The sequence below is a fragment of the Massilia horti genome (genome assembly GCF_004614195.1).
Classification (GTDB): domain Bacteria; phylum Pseudomonadota; class Gammaproteobacteria; order Burkholderiales; family Burkholderiaceae_D; genus Telluria; species Telluria horti.
In genome coordinates this window covers 13,049-36,583 of sequence record NZ_SPUM01000041.1, presented here as the reverse complement: position 1 = coordinate 36,583, position 23,535 = coordinate 13,049, and the positions used below count along the sequence as shown (strand labels likewise).

The following is a 23,535-nucleotide window of genomic DNA, read 5'->3' as shown; positions in this document are numbered from 1 at the left end:
AGCCCCAGGACCAGGTGGCCGCGCAGCGCAAGCAGGCGCGCCTTCGCCACCACCGAGGCGCAGGGGCAGCGGGCGCCCCGCCGGCGAGTCCCCTGCGAGGTGTGCCGCCGCCGCGCAGCTTCCTACGCGTACGGCATCGGCACGCCGGCCACGCGCAGCACGGCTTCCGCGACCCGGGTCGCCTGCAGTTCGTCCATGCTGCTGTCGATGGGCAGGCACAGCACCAGCGCCGCCAATTGGGTGGCGACCGGGCAGCGTTCGGCCGCGCCAAGGAAGGCGTAGTCGCGCTGCAAGTGCAAGGGAAGCGGGTGGATGGTGGTGGCAATGCCGAGGTCATCGAGTGCGGCGCGCAGGCGCGCACGCTCTTCTAGCAGCAGGGCGTAGTAAGAAAACGCGCAGCCGCGGTCGCGCTGGCGCCCGACGCGCGGCAATCGGCCGGAGAACAAGGCCTCATAGCTCGCCGCTACCCGCATGCGGCGCTGCAGCGCGGTGTCAAACCGGTCAAGCAGATCGAACACGGCAGATAGCTGCTGGTCCATCATCGGCGCACCGGCGTCGCGGCGCAGGCGCATCGCGTCGGCCAGCGCGTCGTCCGAGGTAAAAACCGCACCAAGGTCACCGTGCCAGCCGAGCGATGCTTCCGGCAACAGGCTGGTGTAGCCGACCGCCGACAGGTTGCCGCTTTGCTTGCGGTGGTAGGTCGCACCGAAGCTCTCCAGTGCATCCTCGAGCACCAGCAGCTGGTGGCGCCGCGCAATGGCGTTGATTTCTTCCATGTCGGCGGGCTGTCCATAGAGCGATACGGGCACGATCGCCCGCGTGCGCGGCGTGATGAGCGCTTCGATCTGGGCCGCATCGATATTGCATGTGGCGCGGTCGATGTCGGCAAACACAGGCCTGGCGCCGCGTCGCACCAGCGCGGCCACTGTCGCACCGGATGCAAACGGGCTGGTGATCACTTCGTGGCCTTTACCCAGTCCCGCAGCCATCAAGGCCAGGGCGACCGCATCCGCGCCGCTGCGCGTGGCAATACAATGGCGCGCCCCGGTGCGCCCGGCCAGGCGCGCCTCCAGCTCCGGCAAACCCGCACCCGACGTGCAAATGCCGGCGTTGTCCCGAATCGGGGCGCGGCTTTCGATCAGTTCGCGCATGCCGGGCGGCAGCGCATGGTGGACGAGGAACGGCATGGCGAACAACTCCTAATCAGCTCAGGCTTTCACAACGTTCGGCAACGGTTCAAGAAACACTCCGCGTGTGTCGACGATCAGCCGCGCGTGCTGGCGAATCAGGTCGTAATCGAACGCGCTGTGGCTGGTCGCCAGCAGCACCACGTCGTAGGACGCGATCGTATCGGGCGTCAACGGCACGCTGGTCAAGTCGAAGCGGTGCTCTCGCATGGGCGGAAAAACCGGGACATGCGGGTCCGCGTAATCGACCAGTGCGCCCTTGGCGCGCAGCAGCTCCATCAGCTCCACCGAGGGCGATTCGCGCATGTCGGCAACATCTTTTTTGTAGGCGATGCCCAGCACCAGCACCCGGCTGCCGCTCACCGCGCGGCGCTGCTGGTTCAGCGCATCGGTGAGCTTGCCGATGACCCAGTGGGGCATGTCGCTGTTGATCTCGCCCGCCAGCTCGATGAAGCGCGTGTGCAGCCCATACTGGCGTGCCTTCCACGTCAGGTAGAACGGGTCGATCGGGATGCAGTGGCCGCCCAGGCCCGGCCCCGGAAAATAGGGCGTAAAGCCGAACGGCTTGGTGGCTGCGGCATTGATCACCTCATGGATGTCGATCTCCATCCGGTCGGCGATGATCTTCATTTCGTTGACCAGGCCAATATTCACCGCGCGGTGTATGTTCTCCAGCAGCTTGGTCAGCTCCGCCGCGCGCGTGGAGCTCACCGGCACCACCGTGTCGATCGCCTGGCTGTACAGCGCCACCCCCGCCTCCAGGCACGCGGCGCTGCTGCCGCCGCACACCTTGGGAATGGTGCGGGTCTCGAAGTGCGGGTTGCCCGGATCCTCGCGCTCGGGCGAAAACACCAGGAAGATATCGTGTCCTACCGTCAGCCCGCGCGAGGCCAGCCGCGGCTTGAGCTCCTCCTCGGTGGTGCCGGGGTAGGTGGTGCTTTCGAGCGACACCACCTGGCCGGTGCGCACATACGGCAGCAGCGCCTCGGCCGTGCCGAGTACGAATGACAGGTCCGGCTCGCGGTAGGCGTTCAGCGGCGTCGGCACGCAGATGATCAGCGCGTCGGCCTCCGATGCGCGGGCAAAATCGCCGGTTGCCTCGAAACGGCAGGCGCGCGCCTGCGCGATCGCCGGGGATGGAATGTGCTCGATGTAACTCATGCCCTGGTTCAGCCTTGCGACCTTGGCCGGATCGATGTCGATCCCCAGCACCTTGAAGCCGACCGTCGCATACCGCAATGCCAGCGGCAAACCCACATAGCCGAGTCCGATAATGCCGATAACCGCGGTCCGCTTGCGCAATTTCGCGGTGAGCTGTTCCAGATGGATTGATTTATTTTCGTCGCGCATGGGTTTTTATCGCTGGTGAAGGGAGGCAAAAATTCCGGCAGCAGGAATAAGCGAATGGATCCAACTGAAAACCGCTTGCTGTTAGAGATCGTTTCAAAATGAGCAGGGCAAGACGCGCCCAAGAAGAAAGTGCGGCTGCACGGCAAGGAGCCGCAACGCGGCCAGGTTCATTGTGAAACGGCCTCTTAGGTCGGAAATGCAAGTAATTGAATACATGGCAGAAATGCGCAGCGCAATTTTTGCGCGGAGAAAAGAATTTTTCTAACGCTTTTCGTGCGGCGCTAACTGCAATTATGGTTGCCGGCCACTGCAGTGATTTGACTGGTCTCAGCGGTTACCGCGAACCCGCCCTCTGAGCCACGCTTTTGTTTTTAATGCGGAAATTGTTTGGGAATATTTTCTGCAACGGGAAATGGAAAAATGGAAGCGCTTGTTGGCGAAGTACACGAAAAGCGCGTCCGCTTGCCGTTCAAGGCGGCTTGATCAAGCGCGCAATGGTGCTTGATGAGAGGACCCTTTTTCGCGCTCGCTTGTCTATGAAAAGAGCCGCAAGCCGGCAAGGCCGGGGTGCAGCCGCATAGAGAGGGAGGAACGCATGAGCAAGATTATCGGTATCGACCTGGGCACGACCAATTCCTGCGTGGCTGTCATGGAAGGCACGCAACCGCGCGTCATCGAGAACGCGGAAGGTTCGCGCACCACACCGTCGGTGGTCGCTTACCAGGAAGACGGTGAAATTCTGGTCGGCGCGCCGGCCAAGCGCCAGGCGGTCACCAATCCGCAAAACACCCTGTACGCCGTCAAGCGCCTGATCGGGCGCAAGTTTGACGAACAGGAGGTCCAGAAGGACATCCACCTGATGCCGTTCAAGATCATTCGCGCCGACAACGGCGACGCCTGGATCGAGGTGCGCGGCAAGAAGCTGGCGCCGCCGCAGGTGTCGGCCGAGGTGCTGCGCAAGATGAAGAAGACCGCCGAGGACTACCTGGGCGAGCCGGTCACCGATGCCGTGATCACCGTGCCGGCCTACTTCAACGATTCCCAGCGCCAGGCCACCAAGGATGCCGGCCGCATTGCCGGGCTGGAAGTCAAACGCATCATTAACGAGCCGACCGCGGCCGCGCTGGCCTTTGGCCTGGACAAGACCGCCACCGGCGACCGCAAGATCGCCGTCTACGACCTGGGCGGCGGCACCTTCGACATTTCGATCATCGAGATCGCCGACGTCGAAGGCGAGAAGCAGTTCGAAGTGCTTTCCACCAACGGCGACACCTTCCTCGGCGGCGAGGACTTCGACCAGCGCATCATCGACTACATCATCGGCGAATTCAAGAAGAACTCCGGCATCGACCTCGCCAAGGATCCGATCGCGCTGCAGCGTATCAAGGGCGCGGCCGAACGCGCCAAGATCGAGCTGTCCTCGACCCAGCAGACCGAGATCAACGAACCATACATCGCCATGGCCAATGGCGCGCCGGCCCACCTGAACATGCGCCTGACGCGCGCCAAGCTCGAGTCGCTGGTCGAAGACCTGATCGAGCGCACCATCGAGCCGTGCCGCGTCGCGCTCAAGGATGCCAGCCTGCAGCCCAGCCAGATCGGCGACGTGATCCTGGTCGGCGGCATGACCCGCATGCCCAAGGTTCAGGAAAAGGTGAAGGCGTTCTTCGGCAAGGAGCCGCGCAAGGACGTCAACCCGGACGAGGCGGTGGCCGTGGGCGCGGCGATCCAGGGTGCGGTGCTGGCGGGCGAACGCACCGACGTGCTGCTGATGGACGTGACCCCGCTGTCGCTGGGCATCGAAACCCTGGGCGGCGTGATGACCAAGATGATCCCGAAAAACACCACGATCCCGACCCGCCACGCCCAGACCTTTTCCACCGCCGAGGACAACCAGCCGGCCGTCACGGTCAAGGTCTTCCAGGGCGAGCGCGAAATGGCCACTGGCAACAAACTGCTGGGCGAGTTCAACCTGATGGGCATCGCCCCCGCGCCGCGCGGCATGCCGCAGATCGAGGTTACCTTCGACATCGACGCCAATGGCATCTTGCACGTGAATGCGAAGGACAAGGCGACCGGCAAGGAAAACACGATCACGATCAAGGCCAATTCGGGCCTGAACGAAGCCGAGATCCAGAAGATGGTGCAGGACGCGGCGGCCCATGCCGACGAGGACAAGCGTGCGCACGAACTGGCCGATGCGCGCAACGCCGGCGATGCGCTGGTGCATGCCACGCGCAAGACGCTGGACGAGTATGGCAGCAAGGCCGAGCCTGCAGAAAAGCAAGCCATCGAGGACGCCATCTCCAAACTTGAGGAAGCGCTCAAGGGCAACGACAAGGCCGCGATCGACGCTCGCGTGGGCGAACTCAATGCGGCGGCCCAGAAGCTCGGCGAGAAAATGTACAGCCAACAGCAGCAGGCCGCGGGCGCGCAGCCGGGGGCGGCTGGACAGCCGGGCGCCGAAGCGCCGGCCGGGACCCAGGAGGATGTAGTCGATGCCGAATTTCGCGAAGTGAAGGGCAGTTAGGGATGGCTTGATGCGGATGGAAGCGCTGCCGCCTCTCCTTGTTAGCATGGTATTGTGATAACAGGGAGGCGCCGTGGCCGTCTGCGTGACCGTCGATCAGTTGGCCCGCCTGGCGCCGCAGATGCGGCCCGGCTACCGGGAGGCGTTCCAGATCGGGCAGGGCGTGCTCGACCATTGGGGCATATCCGCAACGCCGCGCCGGGTTGCGCATTTCCTCGCCCAGGTCCTGCACGAATCGCAGGCGCTGACGGTGGAATACGAAAACCTTTCCTACAGCGCCCAGCGCCTGGCCCAGGTCTGGCCGGCGCGCTTCCGCCCGCATGGACCGCTCGACCCCGGCGCCTACGCGCGCAATCCGCGCAAGTTGGCCAACCTGGTCTACGGCGGCCGCATGGGCAACACCCGGCCCGACGACGGCTATACCTTCCGCGGCCGCGGCCTGCTCCAGTTGACCGGACGCGATGCGTACGCGCGGGTGACGGCGCTGCTGCGCGCCGCGGCGGCGGGGCAGGCGCCGGGCCAGCCGGCCGGGACGGTCCCGGATTTCGTCGCCCGCCCGGACGCCGTGCTCGATCCGTGCTGGTGCCTGGAGGTGGCGTGCGCGATGTGGTGCGACAAGGGGTGCAACGAGCTGGCCGACGACGACGACCTCGACCAGCTGACCCGGCGCATCAATGGCGCCGACAATGGGCTGGCCGAGCGCGGCGAATGGTGCCGCAGCGCCGGCGAAATCTGGTGCTAGCGGCTTGACGCGCCACTGCCTGCTTCGTCGTTCCCGCGGACGGGAACCCATAGACCGCATGCTACACCGGCTCCCGCCTTCTGAAGTGACCCAGAAAGTTGGAACGGTCAGAGGCGTAGGGGGCGCGGGGCCGCCGAGGACCTGTGCGCACGCGGTCACCGCATGCTGACTTACGGCTGCTCTTCTCTGCGCAACCTTCGCGAACCGCGTGCGCACAGGTGCGCACCCTACGATGTGTTGCGGCTACGGGCTTCGGGAGTTCGCAGCGTGCGCGGGACTGCGATGACCTCCCACACTTAGCGGTGACATAGCCTATCTATTCAACGAAATCTGCAATTCAGGACACTCTACACGTTACCGGTCGGCCCAGTCGGGCGCGGCTGCGGCGCCATTGGCGGCACCACGATCTGCTCGTTCAGGCGCAGGAACTTGAAGCCGGCCAGGGTCGCCGCATTCTTGCCCGCGCGTGCATTGCGCTGGTCGCGCTCCGTCATGCGCGCGATGTACGACTCGAACGTTTCCTCGCGCACCTGCGGCTCCGACGAATGCAGGAAATGGCGCTTGCCGTCCGGCCCCAGCACGACCAGGCCGACGTGCGAGGCCCAGTATTCGCCGTTCTTTGTCGAGATCACGTTCACGAAATCGCCTTCTTGCAGCTGGTCCGCGATCGCCGCCACCTGGTCTGCCGGCACATACGCCTGGCGGCTGGTTTCTACCGGAATGTTGGCCTCGGTGTGGTGGCGCGTCTTCAGGAAGCGCGCGCGGTCCACCGTCATCGCATAGGACGGCCCATTCGGCCCGGCCAGCTCACCGCTGATGTCGGTGACCAGCCAGCCATTGGCGACATTCCAGTCCATCTCTGTATAGTGGTTGCGCGTGGCCACGCCGATCACGCCTTCGCGGTAGCGGATCCGCTGCAGCATCCAGAAAAACTCTTCCCACGACTGCGACAGCGCCATCGCATACGTGTGCTCGGCGAACACGACGCAATCGCTATGGTCCAGGCTGAACAGCGGCAAATCGTCGTGCACCTGGTAAGGAAACTCGCCCAGCAGGTTCAGCTTGTACGGCTGGCCGATGTTCTTGCGGCCGATAGCGGCGATGCGCTTGCGTAAGTCCGGCTCGGCCTGGTGAACCCAGGTAACGTAGCGTCCGGCCTCGACCGGCGTCATCTGGTAAATCTGCTTTTGCAGCAGCGCCTCAAGCGGCAGCGGCGCGTCTGGCTTGGGGGCGGGGGAGGTCGCGCAGCCGGTCAGGGCGGCCGCGAGCAGCAGGCAGGCAAGGCGCATTTATCTTTTCCTCTAAGCAAAGCACAAAGCTAACGCCTCACCACCGTTTTGACAATGATTTCATGCAGTGAACATAAACCGCGTACCTCTGATGCATAAGCACATTCCATGCGGTTATATGCGTGCGTCCACAAGTCATTTTTCATCCGCCTGCCAATCGCCAATACTGTGCGCGCGGCAGGCCAAAGCCTGCCTTGGAATTCAAAAAATAATTCAAAACACCAGGAGAAACAGTAATGTTCAAACAAAAGCCGCTCGCCGCTGCCGTGTCGATGGCCATCTGGAGTCTTGCGTCGCTGCCAGCGCTGGCCCAGCAGGCCGCGGACACGCCGATGCAGACCGTGGAGGTCACGGGCATTCGCGCATCGATGGCCAAGTCGCTCGAAGTGAAGAAGAATGCAACGGCCAATGTGGAGGTGATTACCGCCGAAGACGTGGGCAAGATGCCGGACAAGAACCTGGCGGACTCGCTGCAGCGCCTGCCCGGCGTGGCGGTGCGTACCGACTACGACGAGGCCGAGAAAGTAGCGATGCGCGGCACGAACCCGGACATGACCATGATTATGTTCAACGGCCACTCGGTGTCCGTCGGTGACTGGTACGTGTCCGACCAGGCCTCCAGCTCGCGCTCGACCAGCCTGTCGCTGGTGCCGTCGCATGTGCTGAACCAGGCGATGGTGTACAAGACCTCCCAGGCGAACATCGTCGACGGCGGCCTGGCCGGCACCATTAACGTGACCACCCGTAAGCCGCTGCAGGCGAAGGAGCGCTTTTCGGGTGTGATCAGTGGCGGTATGAGCTACACCGAACTGCCGAACAAGACCGCGCCGGACCTCAACGCCACCTTCAACTGGAAGAACGAAGCGAACACCTTCGGCGTGATGGTGCAGGGCTTTGCCGAGAAGCGCTACGTGCGCCGCGACTCGGTGTCGCGCTTTGCCTACGGCACCAGCAGTGGCTGGGACGTCATCAACACCACGACCATGCTTGGCATCACCGACGCCTCGCTGGCCGGTACCGGCTACAAGGCCAGTGACCTCAATGGCGTGCGCCTGCCCGGCTCGATGAGCTCGGAATTCGTCGAATCGGTGCGTGACCGCAAGGGCGGCCTGGTCTCGGTGCAGTTCAAGCCGAACCAGGACCTGGACGTCACGATGACCGGTTTCCACTCGGCCATGGGCGCCAACAACCATGGCCGCCTGACCTCGAGCGCGATCTACTCGATGCTGCTCGGTAAAAACCAGCCGCTGGGCTCGACCACAGCGGCCGCCGCCAACACCAACTCGAAGGGCCAGCGCGTCTATGCACAGATCCGCAACCCGGTGATCGTGACGGAGCGCACGATGTACGGCGACGAGCTGAAGGTTCTGAAGGCCGCCGACATCGTTTTCGCGGACGGCACCACGCCGCAGTACGTCGGCAACTCCGAGGGCTTTTTCCGCGATGGCGCCCAAGGCACCGGCAGCTTCCTGGACCTGGATGCGAAGTACCGCGTCAACCAGGACCTGACCCTCAAGACCCTGCTCTCGACCACCCGCGGTGTCGGCAAGACCGACCGCGACCAGGGGCTGACGCTGGCGCGCTACGGCACCGGCATTTCGTACGCCCTCGGCGGCCTGTATGACGCGCCGTACGTTAAATATTGGGGCGTCGGCGCCAACCAGCCGGGCCTGAACCCGGACGGCAGCGGCTACACCATCGTCGACCGCGCCGCCTCCGGCGTGAAGACGGTTGACAAGGAATGGAGCGGACAGCTCGACGCCGAGTACAAGCTGCAGGCCGGCTGGATCCAGTCGCTGGAAACCGGTGTTCGATTCTCCGACCACAAGCGCACCAGCGGCCGCTGGGGCCCCGCGTTCCGTGCCGGGATCGTGGTCGATCCGGTCACCGGCAAGGTGACCTCGCCGACGCCCACGCCGATGACGGGTTGGGTTCCCTATCCGGACAACTTCGGCAATGGCCTGGGTGGCGGTTTCTGGGACAACACCGGCTTCACCTACACCCGCGAAGCGACCAAGGCCTACATCTCGGAAAACATCAAGGAAACTAGCGCGGAATGGGAGCGCCGCGTCAGCTCCGAGATCGACATGCGCGAGCGCCAGGCCTCGGCCTACCTGATGGCCAATCTGGAAAACGGACCCTGGTCGGGTAACGTCGGTCTGCGCTTCGTGCGCACCACCGTCGATGCGCAGATCGCGACCCCGATTCCCAACGACCCGGCTACCGGCAAGCGTCCGTGCGACCGCTACGCGCCGGGCACCACGCCCGTGCCGTGCGCTGCCTATCCGGGTGCAATCAACAATTCGGGCGAAGCCTCGGCGTACTTTGACGCTTCCACCGGCTTTGTGTTCGATCCCAAGGGCGGCAATACGATGTACTACAAGACGCCGAGCCACAGGGTGTTCAACAACTTCCTGCCGAGCCTGAACCTGCGCTACGAGATCACCAAGGACATGATCGCGCGCTTCGGCGCCAGCCGTACCATCGGCCGCCAGAACTACAACGCCTATGGCGCCGGCTTCGGCACCCCGGGCTGCGACGCCAGCGGCTGCAAGGTCAGCGGCCCGAACCCTGACCTGAAGCCGCTCACCTCCGACAACCTGGATCTGTCGTGGGCATGGTACTTCGACCGCCGTTCTGCGGTATCGGTGAGCTTGTTCCATTCGAAGATCGACGGCTACGTCAAAACCGGCACCGTTGGCAGCTCGACCATTGACCTGACCGACCCGCGCGACAACACGGTGAAGACCTTCTTCATCAACACCTCGTCGCAGCAGGGCGCGAAGATCAGCGGCATCGAACTGGCGTACGAACAGCCCTTCGGTGATACCCCGTTTGGTTTTACCTCGAATGTCAGCCGCGCCAAGACCAAGGTGGATGACGGTCGTCCGATGGTCGGTGCGTCCGAATGGTCTGGCAACCTGGGTGTCTACTTCGAGAACGACAAGCTGTCGGCACGCGTGGTGACGAACTACCGTAGCGAATACGTGAACAGCACCACCGCTCCGTCGCCGACCGCGAACAGCCAGGGCATGTCCGTCATCAACGGGGTCGCAATGCCGACCGCGCCGACGATGGCAGCGCCGGTGACCACGCTGGCATTCAACGCGAGCTACAACATCACCAAAAACCTGGTGTTGACGTTCGACGCGACCAACCTGACCAATGTGAAGCGCGCCTACTATCGCTACAGCGAAGAAGAGCAGCAGAAGCTGGACGTCAGCGGCCGCCAGTACTACCTGAACCTGAAGTACAAGTTCTAAGCGCTGGCAGCAAAAGAGGAGGGAGCCGGCGCGGCTCCCTCTTTATATTCGCGGCGCATTGGGCCAGGGCGCCTCGAAAGTTTTGCCGCACAAACGGACGAGACCAAGTCCTACAGGCAGTGTGAGGTACATAACGGTCGCCTCAACAACGCTACCGTATGATGAAGCCGTGTGAGTGAGGGGCCCAGCCAAATCGCGGCAGGTCGCCAACATCTCAACAGGCAAGCCGGTCGCCTCGAGGACCGGCACCAGAATTCGAACGGCCGCGAAAGAGCGGCCGTATTAACGGAGGGAGCTTGCCATGTCAGCGATTACCCGTCCACCCAAGCATCTGGTGCGCCAATATCTCGAACGCCGCGTGCGCGAACAGAAACCGCCGCCGACGCCGGAAGAAATCCGGCGCCAGCTTGGCTGGGAGCTGCTGACGCCGGCGGACATGAAAATCGCCAGTTCCCGTTCGTGAACGGGCGATCCCGCCGCACAAGACACTGTCCCGTCGGCCAGCCCGCCTTGGCGACACGGCGGGTTTTTTTTCGTCTGCACAAATCGCTTTCATTCCCGCAGCGGTACAGGTAATCTTGAACTTTGCGACACTACCGGAGGGTGTTCATGGACATCGACGATTCGTACCATTGGCGACGCCAGCTGGTATGGGGTCTTGTGCTGGTTGTCATCGGCGTCCTGGTCCTCCTCGACCGTTTGGGCATCGCGGACCTGTGGAACTGGTGGCATTACCTGCCGCTGTTGCTGGTCGTGATCGGCATCAATCGCACCATTGGCTACCCGACGGCGGGTGATTTCGCGGGCGGCCTGTGGCTGGCCCTGATCGGCATCTGGCTGTTCGCCACGCTCGAGGGAATGTTCGGCCTGAACTTCCGCAACAGCTGGCCGATCGTCATCATCATCTCCGGCCTGGCGGTGGCGATCAAGCCGATCATGGCGCGTCACTTCAGGTCCAGGCAGCAGGTACATCATGAGAAGCCGTAGCGACATTCGCGGCCCGTCCAGCCAGATCATCCTCGGTGTGCTGGTCGTGGCGATCGGCGTCCTGTTCTTGCTCGATAATTTTGGCTTCGTCGACTTTAGCTACGTACTCGGGTTCTGGCCGCTGGTCTTCATCGTGATCGGCGTGGTCAAGCTGTTCGACACCAGTTCGCCGAACGGCTACGTGATCGGCATTGTGCTCATTGCGCTCGGCCTGACGATGGTACTGAACCGTCTCGGCTGGTTCTACCTGAGCTGGCGCATGGTATGGCCGCTGCTGTTGATCGCCATTGGCGCGCTGCTGGTGTTCCGGGCGACTGTCGGCCGGCGCCAGGCGCCGCCGCTCAAGGACGGCGCGGCGGAGGAGGTCCTTGACATCACGGCGATCCTCGGTGGGGTCCAGCGGCGCATCGTCGTCAGGGACTTTCGCCATGGCGAGGTGACCGCGATCGTGGGCGGCTGCACGATCGACCTGCAAGGCAGCACGATCCAGGCCGAAGCCGTGCTGGACGTGTTCGCGCTGTTCGGCGGCATCACACTGAGGGTCCCGTCCGACTGGGCGGTGGTCCTGGACGGAACGCCGGTCCTTGGCGGCTTCGACGACAGGACCGCGGCGCCCGCCGAGGCATCACAACGCCTGATCGTGCGCGGCTACGCGATCATGGGCGGGGTCGATGTTCGTAACTGACGGGGGCAACTGCGGTTGTGCGCCGAGCCGCCACCAGCGGGGCAGCAGCTCGCGGACCCGTGGCTGGGCGAAGCGCTCGTCGATCAGGTAGAGCACGCCCGTGTCCTCTTCGGTGCGGATCACACGGCCGGCGGCCTGCACCACCTTTTGCATGCCCGGATACAGGTAGGTGTAGTCGTAGCCGGCGCCGAACATCGCCTGCATGCGTTCGCGCACCTGCTCGTTCACCGGGTTGACCTGCGGTAGGCCGAGAGTGGCGACGAAGGCGCCGATCAGCCGGGCGCCTGGCAGGTCAATGCCTTCGCCGAACGCGCCGCCCAGCACCGCAAAGCCGATGCCGCTGCCGTGCGGCGTGAAGCGTTCGAGGAAGGCCGCGCGCTCTTCTTCGCTCATCCGGCGCGCCTGCCGCCAGATCGGAATGTCCGGGTAGCGCTCGGCGACCTGCGCGGCCACCTGCTCCAGGTATTCGAAGCTGCTGAAAAACGCCAGGTAATTCCCCGGCCGTTGGCGATACTGCCCGGCCATCAGCTCGGCGATCGGCGCCACCGAGGCGGCCCGGTGCTTGTAGCGCGTCGAGATACCGTCCATCACATGCACCGCAAGCTGCCCCGCGCAAAACGGCGATTCGACGTCGACCCATGCGGTGTCGTCAAGCAGCCCGAGCGTGTCGCTGTAGTAGTGCCACGGACTCAGGGTGGCGGAGAACAGCGTTGTCGAATGCGCCAGCGCGAAGCGCGGCTTGAGGAATGGCGCCGGAATCAGGTTGCGGATGCGGATCGCAGAATCTCGTGTGCCGTGGCGCGTGATGTCGCAGATCGAATGCTCGGCGAACGATTCGGCAAGGCGCACGAAGGCCAGCGCGTCGAAGTAAAAAGCCTGCAGCGCCGGTTCTAGCGGCGCCGGATGGCTGGCGAGGAAATCGTTCACGGCGCTGGTCGCGTTCTGCAGCGCACCCAGCAGCTTGTTAGGCAACGTTGGCAGCACTTCGTAGCTCTGGGCCGACTGTTTCGCGAGCTCGCTCCATGTGCGGGCGACGCGCTCCAGCGCCTTCCTGACCGTCGGCGGCGCCGCGTTGCGTGCCAGCCGCAACGAAGCGCGATCCAGCCCGGCCGAATACATCGAGCGCGCCCGTGCGACCAGGTTGTGCGCTTCGTCCACCAGCACGCTCACGCGCCACTGGTTGGCCTGCGCCAGGCCGTACAGCATCGCGCCGCCGTCGAAGTAGTAGTTGTAGTCGCCGATCACCACGTCGCTCCAGCGCGCCATTTCGCTGCCCAGGTAGTACGGGCACACGTCGTGCGCCAGCGCGACCTCGCGCAGCGCGGCGCGCTCCATCACGGGCAGACCCAGCGCCGCGTTGCGCGCGGCAGGCAGGCGGTCGTAGAAGCCGCGCGCCAGCGGGCAGGACGAACCGGTGCAGGCCTTGTCCGGATGCTCGCAAGACTTCTCGCGCGCCGCCAGCTCCAGCACTCGCAGGGGAAGCGCAGGCTCGCCAGCCGCGATGGTCTTCGCCGCATCCAGTGCTAGCTGGCGGCCCGGCGTTTTCGCGGCCAGGAAGAACACCTTGTCGAGCTTGTGCAGGGGCGCCGCCTTCAGCACCGGGAACAGGCTGCCGACCGTCTTGCCGATGCCGGTCGGCGCCTGCGCCAGCAGGCAGCGTCCGCTGGCGTTGGCCCGGAATACCGATTCGGCCAGCTGGCGCTGGCCGGGCCGCAAGGCGGCGTACGGAAAGCGCAATCCGTTCAAGGCCATGTCGCGTGCCGCTCGGTGCTCCAGCTCCTGTTCCGCCCACGCGATGAAGCGGCTGCACTGGTCCTCGAACAGCGCCTGCAGCGCTGGCGCCTCCTGTGTCTCGCGCAGCACGGTCTCCTCGCCGGTTCCGATGTCGAAGTAGACCAGCGCAAGGTCCACCTTCGGCAGCTTGTATTCCTGGCACAGCAGGTGCCCGTACACCCGCAGCTGGGCCCAATGCAGGTGGCGGTGATTGTCCGGCACGTTCGACAGGTCGCCGCGGTAGGTCTTGATCTCTTCCAGCAGGTTGCGCTCCGGGTCGTAGCCGTCGGCGCGCCCGCGCACGCGCAGCGGACCGTAGTCGCCCTGCAGGGGCAGCTCGGCCTTGTAGCTGGCGCCGCGCCGGCTGGTGACAACCGCGTGTCCCGCGATGCCTTCCTGCGCGGTGGGGGAAGGGGTGAAGCGCAGGTCGAGGTCGCCCTGGCGGGCGGTGAACTCGCACAGCGTGCGCACGGCAACGACGTAGCTCAAGAGCCTTCCCACTGCAGGTAGCACACGGCGACCGGCATCTGGTGCTCGGTGCAGTACTCGATCCAGCGCAGTTGGCTGTCCTGCAGGCGGTCGCCCGGGCCCTTCACCTCGATCATGTTGTAGCGCCGTTCCATCGGCCAGAACTGGATCAGGTCAGGAAACCCGCTGCGGTTCGCCTTCACGTCCTGCAGGATGCGCTCGCACCACTTTTTCAGGTGTGCGGCCGGAATGCAGTCCAGCGCCAGGTCGATCAGGCCTGCATCCAGGTAGTCCCAATGAAGGAACGGCGACTGGATGCCCGATTTTTCAAGGAAGTTGCGGCGGATCGTGTCGCGGTAGCGGCCGTCGTCCAGCTCCGCCAGGCAGGCGGCAAATTCGCGTTCGCGCCGTTGATGGAAATCCCCGCTGTGCAGGTCGGCCGGGGAACGGTGGAACGGGTGGAAGAAGGCGCCGGGAATCGCGCAGAAGATCGCGCGCCAGCACAAGAGGCCAAACATGGCGTTGGCCAGCGCGTTCTCGACGTAGAACACCGGGGCGTCTTCGCGCGCCAGGTGGTCGCGCACCACGCCTTCGACCCACCACTCTTCGCGCGGCATTGGCAGCCGCAGGTCGATGCGCTGCATCGCAGGAATGCGCCGGGCGGGCGTCTTTGCGTGGCCCAGCTTGCGCGCCAGGCGCGGACCGATGCGCAGCAGATGCTGGCGCTCGGCGTCGCTCTCCGGCGCGCGCTGCGCCAGTTCCAGCAGTTCGTAGGCCGCCGCGTACTGCTCGTTCTTCTCCAGCACGCGGATCGCGCGCGCCCGCGCGCCCGGGTAGCGGCAGCGCGTGTAGACGCTGTGCGCGTTCGGCCAGTCGCGGCGCTTCTCGTAGTGCTGCCCGATCTGGAACAGCAGCCGCTCGCGCCGGCTGTCGAGCCATTCGTTCTCGCGCGCCGGCGGCGGCAGGTCGCGCAGCACGTCCTCTGGCGATCCGTCGGTGGCAAAGCGTTCGCGGCAGGCGTGCAGCTGCAAATAGTGATCGATGTCGCGCCGGGTGCGAAAGCCGCGCGAGGCCGTCGAGAACTCCACCTGCTCGTAGCGGTACACGCCCAGGTCCGACAGTACGAACTCGGTCCAGTCCTGGCGCAAATTGCCGAAGAAGATCAGCCGCAGCCGGTCGCACAGCGGCTTGACCAGGATCCGCAGCGCGCTGTCCGGGCAGTCGCGGTACCAGCTTGAAAACGCGCGGCTGTCGGCGAATTGCGCGCGCAGCGCCTGCAGTTGATCGGCCTTGCGCGCGGATTTCTGCGCAAGGCGGAATACAAGGGCGATTTCCGGCTTGGACAGCAGTTCGAACAGCTCGTCGAGCGAGATGACCGGATCGGCCACGATCCAGCCGGTCGCAAGCAGGTGGTGTGCCGCGGCGGCCGGGCAGCCGATTTCGGCGTAGTTGAGTTTGCTTGCACGGAACAGGTCGCCCTTGCGCATGACCATGCGCACGAACAGCGCGCGCGACGGGCGCGGCAGGGAAGGGAAGGCGGCGACGAAGGCGCGCTCTTCGTCGTTCAGCAGGTCGTCGTAGCGCTGCCCGATCCAGTCCAGGACGCGCTGGAAGTTATCCAGGTAATAAAACTCGTTTTCCAGAACCCTGATCATGTTCGCGTTGCCATACTGTGCTTATGTACAGTATAACTTACGCGTTTGCCGATTACCCAGCGGTTTCGCCGACTGGAGACTGGATCGTGGTTTTTCGGTTTACCGCGCCGGCATCACGGATGGGGTGCGCATTTTTTGTCGGCCCCGGTGCAGCCTTCAGCATTGCTGTTTGAATGCAGGATGATTGCCGAGATAAGCGCGACGTCGGTGTCGACCTGCGCTTCCGTCACGGTCTGGGCCGCCCCGGCAACCGGTTTTTTGGCGCGGGGTGATGTTGGGGGATGCGCGGACGCTTTGGCTTTGGGCTGCACGCTTGTGGACGAAGCGGCAAACGCTTTGGCGGCCGGCTTGGCGATCGGGCGGCTCATCCGGGGCGGCGCCTCGTCATGCACCACCGGCGCATCCACGGCTGCGGTCTTGGCCGCGGGCGTGGGCGTGGGCGGCGCGTCCTGTTGGTCGACTGTCTTCGCGGCCGCGCTGGCTGCGCCCGGCGTCAACAGCACCAGAGGCGGTGGCTCTTCCACCTTGACCTCGGCGACGCTCGCTGCCGGCTCGGGCATGTCGACAATGGCCGCCGCCTGTTCCACCGGCGCTGCCTGCGGCGCTGGCGCCCTGGCCGCCGCCTCGGCTACCGTTGCCGCTTCCGGAACCGCCGTCGGCCGGTAGACGTTGCGCAGGTTCTCCGCGTTGTTCGCGTTTTCGCGCAGCAGCACGACCAGGGCCACGACCAGCAGCAGGCTCAACACGCTTCCTCCTGCAATCCACGCCAGGCGCGGTTGCCGGCCCAGTCGGCCGCGTCCGGAATCGCGCTCGAGCATGTCCAGGATGTTGTCCTCGCCGCTACGGCGTGGTCCCGAGGACATCAGGTTGGGCCGTGTGGAGGTGCGTTGATTTTCGTCTGTAGGGCGCACGGTATTACTCCTAAGATTGAGACTCGCATTCCGATTAGAAACAATCTGGGGAATCCGATGCTGATCTTTGTCGCACTTCTTTATTTTTGTGTTGCCTGCAGCATCATTTGGCTTGCATTTTTCCCATCCGGACGTGAAGCCGTGATGCAATTGGTGCTATCGGTGCGTCAGCGCATCGGCCGGAATGTTGCGTTATGGCAGCACCAGCGCGCACGCCAGGCCGGCGTCATGCGGCGCGATGCGCGCCGCCTGCTGAGCGGGTCGGCCAGGTTCGTGCGCCGCCACTGGATCGCCTGCGCCATCGTGGTGCCCCTCGTCGCCATACCATCGCTGCTGGCGCTCGTGATGAGCAAGCCGGACATGTTGCCCGGCTACGAAGCGGTCGACCAGGTTCCGGACGAGCAAGTCGCCGCGTTGCTCAGGGGCGAGCATCTGGTGGCCCCCAGCGCGCTGCCGCCGCTTGCCTTCACCACGAAGGAGGTGGAGGAGGTGCGGCCGATGCTCGTCGATGCCAGCCGCAACTGGGGGCTGCTGCATCCCGAGTTCAGCCAGCGTCTGCTGCTGGTCTTCAAGATCATGAAGGAAAAGCATGGCTATGAAATGGCCTTGCTCGAGGGCTACCGCAGCCCCGCCCGCCAGGACATGCTGGCCAGGCTGGGCAGCGGCGTCACCAACGCGCGGGCCTTCCAGAGCTGGCACCAGTACGGCCTGGCGGCCGACTGCGCCTTCTGGCGCGACGGCAAGCTCATTATTTCGGAAAAAGACCCGTGGGCCATGCGCGGTTATCAGCTCTACGGGCAAGTCGCCGAATCGCTGGGCCTGACCTGGGGCGGGCGCTGGACGATGATGGATTTCGGCCATACCGAGCTGCGCCTGCGCGGGGTGATGCGGTAAGAAGCACATCGTAACGTGTATCACTGGCGTAAAGCACGTCGTTCCCGCGGAGGCGGGAACCCATGCTGAGCGTCCTTTCACGCGGCCTATGGGTCCCCGCCTGCGCGGGGACGACGACTTCGAGCAAACGATTGCTGTGGCACGCGCTTGGCGTTTCGCCCGGATCCTGCTCTCGCCGCACCTTGCCCTGCCCATTTTGAAACAGCCTCTTATTGCGCCGTACGCCTCATTGCGCACCGTCAAGCTTGTAACGCCGGAACGGTGCCAACATTGCCAACGGGACTTTTTCCAACCTCACCTACCTTCCCGTTATGGCCCGACTCTGGCAGTTCCTGACCGACAGCCGCGTGCTGGTCGTGATCGGCATGGCCGCGCTCGCGGCATTCCTGTTTCTTGGCGCGCAGACGCTGCAGGTCGCGGCAATCTGGGCCGTCATCGTCCTGCTGGCGCTGCTTGCCGCATGGGGTGTGTTCTGGGCCGTGCGGCAGCAATGGCGCAAGCGCGCCTCTGCCAGGCTGGGCGAGAGCATTGCACCGGCCGACGCGCAGGGCAAGGGCGAGAATGGCAAGAACGATGTCGCGGTGCTGCGCAAGGGCATGCTGGAGGCGATCAACACGATCAAGACTTCCAAGCTGGGCCTGACCCGCGGCGCCGCCGCGCTGTACGAGCTGCCGTGGTACATGATCATCGGTAACCCGGCCGCCGGCAAGAGCAGCGCGATCGCCCATTCCGGCCTGACCTTTCCGCTCGCCGGCAACAAGGCGGTGCAGGGCGTGGGCGGCACCCGCAACTGCGACTGGTTCTTCACCACCGACGGCATCCTGCTCGACACTGCGGGCCGCTATTCGGTGATCGAGAACGACCGCGCCGAATGGTTCGCCTTCCTCGACCTGCTCAAGAAGCACCGCCGGCGCGCGCCGATCAACGGCATCATCATCGCCGTCAGCGTGGCCGAGCTGGCCGCCGGGCCGGCCAACGCCTCGATGGAACTGGCCAAGAGCCTGCGCACCCGGGTGCAGGAGCTGACCGAGCGGCTAGGCGTGTACGCGCCGGTGTACGTCATCTTCACCAAGGCCGACCTGATCGCCGGCTTTTCCGACTTTTTCGCCGACAGCGAACGCGGCGAGCGCGAACGGGCCTGGGGCGCGACCCTGCACTACAACCGCCGCAGCACGCCGCAGGACGTGCTGGCCTTCTTCGACCATCATTTCGACGAGCTGCATGAAGGCCTGAAGGAGATGAGCATGGCCAACATGGCCGGCAACCGCAGCGCGCGCATGCGGCCCGGCGTGTTCACCTTCCCGCTCGAGTTCGCGTCGATCAAGAGCCCGCTGCGCGCGTTCCTGTCCACGATGTTCGAGGAGAACACCTTCCAGTTTAAGCCGGTGTTCCGCGGCTTTTACTTCACCAGCGCGCTGCAGGAAGGCGCGGTGCAGGACCAGTCCTCCAAGCGCGTGGCCAGCCGCTTCGACCTCACGCTGCAGGAGCAGAAGGGCGGCGAGGCGGGCGAACAGTCCGGCTACTTTTTGCTCGACCTGTTCCGCAAGGTGATTTTCGCCGACCGGGAGCTGGTCAAGCGCTACACCAGCCCGACCGCCCATCGCCTGAAGTACGCCGCATTCTTTGCCGGGGCATTGGTGCTGAGCGGCGCGCTGGCCGGCTGGACCTGGTCATACATGGGCAACCGGCAGTTGCTCGCCAACGTACAGGCCGACCTGGACAAGGTAGTCAAGCTGCAGGAAAAGCGCATCGACCTGCAGTCGCGGCTGGAAGCGCTCGACATCCTGCAGGACCGCATCGTCCAGCTCGAGAAATACCGCGACGAGCGCCCGCTGGCGCTGTCGTTCGGCCTGTACCAGGGCATCGGCCTGGAGCGCAAGCTGCGCGACGAATACTTCGCGGGGGTGCGCGAAGTGATGGTGCAGCCGGTGGCCGCCGCCATCGAGACCATGCTGGCAGAAGTGAACGCCAACGCCGACAAGCTCGATCCGAACGCCGCGCCGGTCGCGGCCAGGCCGGGCCAGCCCTACCAGGCCGCGTCGCCCACCAGCGTGGCCGACGCCTACAACGCGCTCAAGACCTACCTTATGCTGGGCGAAAAGTCGCGCGCCGAACCCGGGCACCTGAACGACCAGCTCACGCGCTACTGGCGCGGCTGGCTCGAGGCCAATCGCGGGTCCATGCCGCGCGAGCAGATGATCAGGAGCGCCGAACGGCTGATGAGCTTTCATCTTGCGCATATCGACGACCAGGCCTGGCCCCAGGTGGCGCTCAAACTGAGCCTGCTGGACGGCGTGCGCGAAAACCTGCGCCATGTGGTGCGCGGCACCCCGGCGCGTGAGCGCGTCTACGCCGACATCAAGACCCGCGCCGCCACCCGCTTCCCAAGCGTGACGGTGGCGCGCATCGTCGGTGACCAGGACCAGGCGCTGGTGGCCGGCAGCTACGCCGTCAGCGGCGCCTTCACCCGCGAGGCATGGGACAAGTTCGTGTACGGTGCGATCCGCGACGCCGCCAATCGGGAACTGCAAAGCACCGACTGGGTGCTCAAGACCGAATCCAGGGACGACCTGACGCTCGAAGGCAGCCCGGAGCAGATCCAGAAGTCGCTGACCGAGATGTACAAGGCCGAGTATGCGAAGGAGTGGAGCAAGTTCGTGCAGGGCGTGACGATCAGCGACCTCAATGGCTTCGAGGCCAGCGTGCAGGCGATGAACCGCCTGGGCGACCCGCAGAATTCGCCGATCGCCAGGCTGCTGGGGGAGATCTACCAGCAGACCGCCTGGGACAACCCTGCGGCCAAGCGGGCCGGCACGGCCGCGGTCGAGAAGGGCCTGGTGGCATGGTTCAAGGAGACGATCCTGCGCCGAGCGCCGAGCGAGGCGCGCACCGTGGTCGAGGCGGCCGACCTGCCGCACCCTGGCGGCAATACGGCGCCGGCGATGGGCGCGATCGGCCGTGAATTCGCCGGCGTGGCGCGCTTGGTGGGCGTCAAGGAGAAGGAAGCCTCCCTGATGAGCGGCTATCTGGACGCGCTGTCGCGCTTGCGCACCCGCTTGAACCAGTTGAAAAACCAGGGCGATCCGGGCCCGGGTGCCAAGCAGTTCATGCAGCAGACCCTGGAGGGCAGCGGATCGGAGCTGGCCGACGCGCTCAAGTATGTCGACGAGCAGATGCTCACCGGGATGAGCGACGGCCAGAAACAGGCGCTGCGCCCGCTGCTGGTGCGTCCCCTGATCCAGACCTTCGCCATGATCGTGCTGCCGTCCGAGGCCGAGATCAACAAGACCTGGCAGGTGCAGGTGGTCGAGCCGTTCCAGCGCACACTGGCGGGCAAGTACCCGTTCGCGCCGAACTCGCGGATCGAGGCGACCAACGCCGAAATCGGCCAGTTCTTCGGCCCGGACGGCGTGGTCGCCAAATTCGTCAACACCGCAATGGGGCCGCTGGTGGTGCGCCGCGGCGACGTGCTTTCGGCACGCACCTGGGCCGACATCGGCATCACGCTTTCGCCGAACGCGGTGGCAGCCTTCCCCGGCTGGGTCGCGCCGTTATCGAGCAACGGGGTGGCTGCCAACAACGGCCCGCAGACGGTGTTCCAGATCCAGCCGCTGCCCGCGCCCGGCGTGACCGAATATTCGATCGAGATCGACGGGCAATCGGTGCGATACCGGAATACGCCGCCGGCGTGGACCAACATGGTGCATCCGGGACCGCAGGGAATCGCCGGCGCGCGCATCAGCGCGGTCACGTTCGATGGCCGCACCGTGGAGCTGTTCAACGAGCCGGGCCAGTTCGGCCTGCAGCGGATGATCGCCGCGGCCGCCCGCAAATCCAAGGACGGCGGCGTGTGGGAACTGCGCTGGGCCAGCGGCAATGTCGCCGTCGCGATTGAGTTAAAGCGCATCAGCAGCGCCGAATCGAGCGGCAGCGGCGACGGCGCCACCCCATCCCGCGGCTTTAACGGCCTGCGCCTGCCCGAGACGATCGTCGGGCGCGGCTCCCCCGGCCCTGCCGGCACCGCGCTTGCCAGCACCGGAGGCCAGTGATGGGCGCTTGCTCGAACCGGCTGGGCTATTTCGGCAAGATCCCCACGCGCAGCGACTTCGTCAAACTGACCCACGACGTCCAGGTCATGGCCATGCTCGACGGCTGGCTGGCGCAGGTGATGAGCCGCCTGCCCGCCGATCCGCGCTGGAAGCTGTACTACGACCAGATGCCCCCGGTCAGCTTCGCCTTTGTCGGGCACGACCGGCGCCATGCCGTGGCGGGCCATCTGGTCGCCAGCCATGACCAGTCCGGGCGGCGCTTTCCGTTCCTGATGATGCGCGCGCTCGAGGTCCCCGACCCACCAGGCTTCGTGGCGCACTGTCCGATCGCCTTCGAGCCGCTGTGGGCGTTCGCCGAAACCATGGCGCCCAAGGTGCTCGAAGCGAACGACGCCACCCCGCACCTGCAGGCGATTGCCGACGCCGGCATGGCGCTGGCCGCATACGGCGGGGAGCTGGGCGCCTTCCTCGCCACCGGCACCGTGTGCTCGCTGGGTAAGCTGCTGGGGGAGGACTCGGTCAGCCGGCTGATCCTGGCGCTTGGCTTGCTGCTGCAGCCGGTCATGCACAGCAAGCCGGCGGCCCTGCACAAGAGCCTTATGCTGCCGCTTCCCGAGGACGGGCCGATGCGCTGCGTGGTCGCCTCGTTCTGGCTCGAGCTTCTGACGCCCTTCGTTCGCCGCGTTCCCTTCGACCTGGCGCTGTTCCTGACCAGCCAGGACGGCAAGCCGGTGCTGGTGGTCGGCTTTTCCGGCTCGGCCGCCGAGACGCTGCGCGGGATCATCGATCCGCTGGCCGGAGTGGAACAGCAGGTACGCTTTACCGACACCGGCTGGATCGACGAGCAGATCGGGCTTGACATCGACGTGCGCGCGCTCGCCAGCTACCTCGACCAGCCGCAGCTGCCGCTGCGGATGGCGCGCGACCTGTTCCTCAAAACCTTTATCGGAGCCGAATCGTGAAGACCCAGATCCTGTTCGCGGCTTGCGCCCTGCTGGCCGGCGCCGCCCTGGCGCAGGCGCCGGCGCCGATCGTCGTGTCCGGCACGGTGGCCGACGAACCGAGCAAGGCGGCGCTGCTGGCGCGCCTGCGTGAGGTGTACGGCGCCGAGAGGGTGGTCGACCAGCTTGCGGTCGGCAGCGTGACCACGCCGGCGAACTGGGACGAGTACCTGCACCGGCTCATCGGCCCCAACCTCAAACTGATCAGCCGCGGCCAGCTCAAGGTCGACGGCAACAACGTCAGCCTGCGCGGCGACGTGGCCAACGAGTCGCAGCGCCAGCAGATCGCGAGCGACATCGCGGCCAGCCTCAATCCCACTTACACGGTCAACAACGGCCTGCGCGTGGCGGCGTCCGAGCAGGGGATGCTGGACGCCGCCCTGGCCGACCGCATCATCGAGTTCGAGTCGGGCAAGGCGACGCTGACCGATTCGGGCAAGGCCATCCTCGACCAGATGAGCGTCGCGCTGCTCAGGCTCAAGGACAAGAGGGTGGAGGTGATCGGGCACACCGACAACGCCGGTTCGCATGCCGGCAACATGTCGCTGAGCCAGGCGCGCGCGGAAGCGGTGAAGGCCTACGTCGTCGGGCGCGGCGTCAAGCCCGAGCTGGTTGCCGTGTCTGGCGAAGGGCCGGACCGGCCGGTCGCGGACAACCGTACCGCGGAGGGCAGGGCGCGCAACCGCCGCATCGAATTCAAGGTAGTTCAGTGAGAACGGCAGTTCAAACACAACCTGATTTACCGCACGTC

Annotated in this window: 15 protein-coding genes and 1 pseudogene; 10 read left to right on the top strand and 6 right to left on the bottom strand. The window is 65.2% G+C overall.

Annotated elements, in window-relative coordinates:
- Positions 1-122: 122 nt before the first annotated feature.
- Positions 123-1,187 (bottom strand): DegT/DnrJ/EryC1/StrS family aminotransferase, encoded by a 1,065-nt coding sequence (locus tag E4O92_RS07005; protein ID WP_135189047.1) that lies wholly within the window; start codon positions 1,185-1,187, stop codon positions 123-125.
- A 21-nt stretch (positions 1,188-1,208) separates the two neighbouring features.
- A complete protein-coding gene (locus E4O92_RS07000) occupies positions 1,209-2,537 on the bottom strand; it encodes a nucleotide sugar dehydrogenase (RefSeq protein ID WP_135189046.1) in 1,329 nt (442 codons plus the stop codon).
- Positions 2,538-3,111: 574 nt separating this feature from the next.
- Here E4O92_RS07000 and dnaK point away from each other — a divergent pair.
- Both dnaK and E4O92_RS06990 read left to right on the top strand, forming a co-directional pair.
- A pseudogene (dnaK, locus tag E4O92_RS06995) lies at positions 3,112-5,067 on the top strand (molecular chaperone DnaK); the annotation flags it as partial.
- A 73-nt stretch (positions 5,068-5,140) separates the two neighbouring features.
- A complete protein-coding gene (locus E4O92_RS06990) occupies positions 5,141-5,809 on the top strand; it encodes a glycoside hydrolase family 19 protein (RefSeq protein WP_135189044.1) in 669 nt (222 codons plus the stop codon).
- A gap of 347 nt (positions 5,810-6,156) precedes the next feature.
- Here the strand turns inward: E4O92_RS06990 and E4O92_RS06985 are convergent, their stop codons facing one another.
- Positions 6,157-7,098 (bottom strand): N-acetylmuramoyl-L-alanine amidase-like domain-containing protein, encoded by a 942-nt coding sequence (locus tag E4O92_RS06985; RefSeq protein WP_135189043.1) that lies wholly within the window; start codon positions 7,096-7,098, stop codon positions 6,157-6,159.
- A gap of 236 nt (positions 7,099-7,334) precedes the next feature.
- Between E4O92_RS06985 and E4O92_RS06980 the strand changes: the two genes are divergently transcribed.
- The 4 genes from E4O92_RS06980 to E4O92_RS06970 all read left to right on the top strand — a co-directional run bounded on the left by E4O92_RS06980 (position 7,335) and on the right by E4O92_RS06970 (position 12,033).
- Positions 7,335-10,361: a TonB-dependent receptor gene (locus tag E4O92_RS06980; RefSeq protein ID WP_135189042.1), complete on the top strand. Its 3,027-nt coding sequence runs from the start codon at positions 7,335-7,337 to the stop codon at positions 10,359-10,361.
- 301 nt (positions 10,362-10,662) lie between these two features.
- Complete coding sequence (locus E4O92_RS24750) at positions 10,663-10,824, top strand: hypothetical protein (RefSeq protein ID WP_167759721.1); 162 nt, start codon at positions 10,663-10,665, stop codon at positions 10,822-10,824.
- 146 nt (positions 10,825-10,970) lie between these two features.
- Positions 10,971-11,348, top strand: a complete 378-nt coding sequence (locus tag E4O92_RS06975) for a LiaF transmembrane domain-containing protein (RefSeq protein WP_135189041.1) — start codon at positions 10,971-10,973, stop codon at positions 11,346-11,348.
- Positions 11,335-12,033 carry a LiaI-LiaF-like domain-containing protein gene (locus E4O92_RS06970; RefSeq protein WP_135189040.1) on the top strand — a complete coding sequence of 233 codons (699 nt, stop codon included), beginning with the start codon at positions 11,335-11,337 and terminating at the stop codon, positions 12,031-12,033. Before E4O92_RS06975 ends, E4O92_RS06970 begins: the two co-directional genes overlap by 14 nt.
- Here the strand turns inward: E4O92_RS06970 and E4O92_RS06965 are convergent.
- The 3 genes from E4O92_RS06965 to E4O92_RS06955 form a co-directional block, all read right to left on the bottom strand.
- Positions 11,974-14,295, bottom strand: a complete 2,322-nt coding sequence (locus E4O92_RS06965; RefSeq protein WP_135189039.1) for an ATP-dependent DNA helicase — start codon at positions 14,293-14,295, stop codon at positions 11,974-11,976. The genes E4O92_RS06970 and E4O92_RS06965 overlap by 60 nt on opposite strands.
- On the bottom strand, positions 14,292-15,929 hold the full coding sequence (locus E4O92_RS06960; RefSeq protein ID WP_135189038.1) for a VRR-NUC domain-containing protein: 1,638 nt from the start codon (positions 15,927-15,929) through the stop codon (positions 14,292-14,294). The genes E4O92_RS06965 and E4O92_RS06960 overlap by 4 nt, the downstream gene beginning before the upstream one ends.
- A gap of 113 nt (positions 15,930-16,042) precedes the next feature.
- Complete coding sequence (locus tag E4O92_RS06955; RefSeq protein ID WP_167759720.1) at positions 16,043-16,792, bottom strand: hypothetical protein; 750 nt, start codon at positions 16,790-16,792, stop codon at positions 16,043-16,045.
- A gap of 105 nt (positions 16,793-16,897) precedes the next feature.
- Between E4O92_RS06955 and E4O92_RS06950 the strand changes: the two genes are divergently transcribed.
- The 4 genes from E4O92_RS06950 (at position 16,898) to E4O92_RS06935 (ending at position 23,497) form a co-directional block, all read left to right on the top strand.
- Positions 16,898-17,734, top strand: a complete 837-nt coding sequence (locus tag E4O92_RS06950) for a M15 family metallopeptidase (RefSeq protein ID WP_135189036.1) — start codon at positions 16,898-16,900, stop codon at positions 17,732-17,734.
- Positions 17,735-18,045: 311 nt separating this feature from the next.
- Entirely contained in the window at positions 18,046-21,783 is a 3,738-nt protein-coding gene (tssM, locus tag E4O92_RS06945) for a type VI secretion system membrane subunit TssM (protein ID WP_135189035.1), read from the top strand.
- Positions 21,783-22,745, top strand: a complete 963-nt coding sequence (gene tagF, locus E4O92_RS06940) for a type VI secretion system-associated protein TagF (protein ID WP_135189034.1) — start codon at positions 21,783-21,785, stop codon at positions 22,743-22,745. The genes tssM and tagF overlap by 1 nt, the downstream gene beginning before the upstream one ends.
- Entirely contained in the window at positions 22,739-23,497 is a 759-nt protein-coding gene (locus E4O92_RS06935; RefSeq protein WP_135189033.1) for an OmpA family protein, read from the top strand. The genes tagF and E4O92_RS06935 overlap by 7 nt, the downstream gene beginning before the upstream one ends.
- The last annotated feature ends 38 nt before the right edge of the window (positions 23,498-23,535 follow it).